This window comes from Hydrocoleum sp. CS-953, from assembly GCF_002260545.1.
Classification (GTDB): domain Bacteria; phylum Cyanobacteriota; class Cyanobacteriia; order Cyanobacteriales; family Microcoleaceae; genus Trichodesmium.
The window spans coordinates 1-3167 of sequence record NZ_LGSU01000458.1; the positions used below are offsets into that span (position 1 = coordinate 1).

A 3167-nucleotide genomic window follows, 5' to 3' on the forward strand; every position below is an offset into this window, starting at 1 on the left:
TACAGGCTCTTCCTCTGTGGCCTCGTTAGACCCTGTTCATACCCCTTTAGTCTCTAAAGGCTCCTAACAGGAACGAGTCGCACCCAGCCTTTGCTCGCGGTATCGTTCCTTGGTAACTGGTATTTTCCCGCTTTTAAACCAGCTTCACCAGGTTGATGTTCAGTCTCTACTCCGTGGTCTATGCTGTCAACCCAACAACAAGGCGGATGGAATTTCACCATCAAGGTGATAAGAGTTATCCAGTGACCTAATATTTAACCTCCTTTTAGATTGGTCACGGACGGCCATTCATATCTAGTTTCCTAGCTTAGTGGCCAACGAGTCGCACATCCTAAAGCATTTTCAGACTCCCGACTCCCAAAGAATTTTGTCGTTACTGGTTATGAAAATGGCTTTAATACTAACTTGATAAATTGTTGCAATTAGTTAGGCTGTTGATGAATAGCTTAAATACCATTCCTTACCATTGATATTCTCTGTTTACTCAAAAGGACATTTGATGTAAAGTTTTTCTAATTTCCAGCCCACCTGATAGGGCGGAGTCTTTGTAAGATTCTTTTGTTAATTATTAATTATTGAACTTTTTCTCCAGTATTGATTGAACGACCATAGACCTTAACTCTTTCCATATTGATGCTGCAAGGTCGGTTTCATACCGTTGTGATTGGTAGATCGACTGCCAACTGAGGAGATAATTTTTACCACTACTAATATACTAGAAAGTTGCCTGCTTCAGGACGAGGTTTGAATCACAATTTTTTGGTCAAAAAGATATTTCCAAATGTCAACAGACTTGATCTATACCCCAAAAATCAAAAAATAATAATAATAATAATAATCTGTGTTGTTATTGCTAAGAGGTTTTCAAACTGCTGAATGATTTTTGGTCAAGAGAAAATATAATATTATATTATTTGAAAGACTATTGGTTACCAGCTAAATCTTGGCAAGTGGGCCATAGCAGTTAGAGATTTAAAATTGGAGAAACTATAGACAAAGTTTGTGGGTACATTATATTAAGGATACTGACTAAACTAATCACCATATTTGTCAAAATAAAGCAATAATTAAAAGTATGTCAAAAATAGATGTTTAATTCTATACATGGCTATTATTTTTAAGTCTCAACTAATACTTAGGTCATATCTACCGCTAAACACTAAGCTAGTAAGTATATAAAACCACCTAAAAGGATTAATATTGCTATCATAAAAGAGAGTTACTAGCCAGTATATTGAATCAAACAAATATCTATCACTCGATCTAAATTAATTAACATAGGCCAAAAACCTAATCCTATGAAAATTTTAATCAATACCTATATTTAACTTCTAATATAATTTAAACCCAAGCTATCAGGCAGAAAAAAATGAGCAAAGTTCTAGTTGTAGAAGATAGCGTTACCCAAAGAGAAATGATATCACAACTTCTCAAAAATAGTGGATTAGCAGTTACCGTTGCTAATGATGGAGTAGAAGCTTTGGGACGACTACAAAATACTAAACCCGATATAGTGGTATTAGATATTGTGATGCCAAGAATGAATGGCTATGAAGTCTGCAGGAGAATCAAATCCGATCCTAAAACCAAGAATATTCCAGTAGTAATGTGTTCTTCAAAGGGAGAGGAATTTGACCGTTACTGGGGCTTAAAACAAGGTGCAGATGCCTACATTGCTAAACCATTCCAGCCCACAGAACTGGTAGGAACAGTTAAACAATTGTTAAGACGTTAAGTTTAATAATCTATGGTAGGCAATGAAGAGTTTTTACCAGGCCAAGGTACAGGAGGAATCCAAGAATTAGAAAATCCTGAAGGTGAGCAACATTTACGATTTTATTTACCTTCGGGTAATGAGTTTGCTTTACTAGCAACAGATATTCGAGAAGTGATTTATCAATCTCCAGAGGGTATTACAGCTATTCCCAATGTCTCGCCCTTACTTTTAGGAACGATAAATGTAAGGGGACGAGTGATTTGGGTAGCCGATCTAGCTCAATTCCTTGGAGACCCAATCCCAGTTAATACCGATCAACCTGAGATTAAAATAATTGCAGTAGAAGACCAAGACATTATATTAGGACTAGCAGTTGAACGGATTGTGGGAATGCAGTGGCTTGATGAAAAGAAGCTGAAAATGCCCACAGATATTGCAGATGGTATGGCTCCCTTCTTACGAGGAGAGTGGGTTTTTGATGAGAAGGGAGAGCAGGTTCTGAGGCTACTGGATCAAGAAGCAATTATTCGCTCGGCTCGATGGGCAGCCTAAAAGGGACGTTTTTGCTGACGCAAAGCTCCGCTAACGGCTAAGAGCCGACATAAAACGCTGTGCGACATGTTTGCGGAGCATTCCGTCAGGAAATGCGGAGCATTCCGGAACGGAAAACGCATTTTTGCCTGTGCAACGTCCGTACAGTTGATAAGTCAACATAATTATTTGATTCAGTTGTATATCTTAAATATATAAGATTTCTGAATGAGGCTGATTCCCAATTCCTAAATCCGTTAATGATAAAATTAAAAAAACAAAAATAAATAATATTATTATCTTGAGAGAGGGACAGCAAATGACATCATCCAGCACAGACTTTTTACAAGATTATCAAAAGGTAGAAGATGCCTACAGTCATGGTAACTATGAAGAAGCAGCAGCTTTAGTTTATAACTTAATTCAGGATTATCCAGAAGACCCTAGTTCTCGTCTGCTTTGTGGTCATATATATTGTTATGGACTTCATCAGTATGATGTAGCTAAAGAACAATATCAGTTAGTTTTAGACCTCAGTGACGATCCAGAACTGCTGAACTATGCTCAACAAGGTATCAGCGATAGTGAGCAATTTATTACAGATTATCCAGCTAGCTTGAGTGAGTCTGAAGAAATGCTGGAAGGTATTAACTTTGATGACTATCAGAATGAAGAATCTATAGAAGGACAAGTTTCTAGTGAATTGGAAGCGATAGCAGATCAAAATAGTCTAGAATTAGATACAAAAGACCTGGAAAATATCACAGACCCAGAACTAATCCTCAATGAAAATAGTCTAGAATTAGATACAAAAGACCTGGAAAATATCACAGACCCAGAACTAATCCTTGATGAAAATAGTCTAGAATTAGATACAAAAGACCTAGAAAATATCACAGATCCAGAACTAATCCTTGAT

At 36.9% G+C, this 3167-nt stretch carries 2 protein-coding genes and 1 pseudogene; all 3 read left to right on the forward strand.

Annotation, left to right across the window (positions count from 1 at the left end):
• The first annotated feature begins 1369 nt into the window (after nt 1-1369).
• The gene (locus AFK68_RS04585; RefSeq protein ID WP_094671780.1) at nt 1370-1735 is read left to right on the forward strand and encodes a response regulator transcription factor; all 366 of its coding nucleotides are present in this window, start codon (nt 1370-1372) and stop codon (nt 1733-1735) included.
• Nucleotides 1736-1747: 12 nt separating this feature from the next.
• Nucleotides 1748-2269 carry a chemotaxis protein CheW gene (locus AFK68_RS04590; protein ID WP_094671781.1) on the forward strand — a complete coding sequence of 174 codons (522 nt, stop codon included), beginning with the start codon at nt 1748-1750 and terminating at the stop codon, nt 2267-2269.
• A gap of 298 nt (nt 2270-2567) precedes the next feature.
• Nucleotides 2568-3167 (forward strand): annotated as a pseudogene (locus AFK68_RS04595) (hypothetical protein); the annotation flags it as partial.

Bases quoted from the DNA above. Each gene is read 5' to 3' on its own strand.
- AFK68_RS04590 (WP_094671781.1), top strand. From the start codon at position 1,748: ATGGTAGGCAATGAAGAGTTTTTACCAGGCCAAGGTACAGGAGGAATC.
- AFK68_RS04585 (WP_094671780.1), top strand. From the start codon at position 1,370: ATGAGCAAAGTTCTAGTTGTAGAAGATAGCGTTACCCAAAGAGAAATG.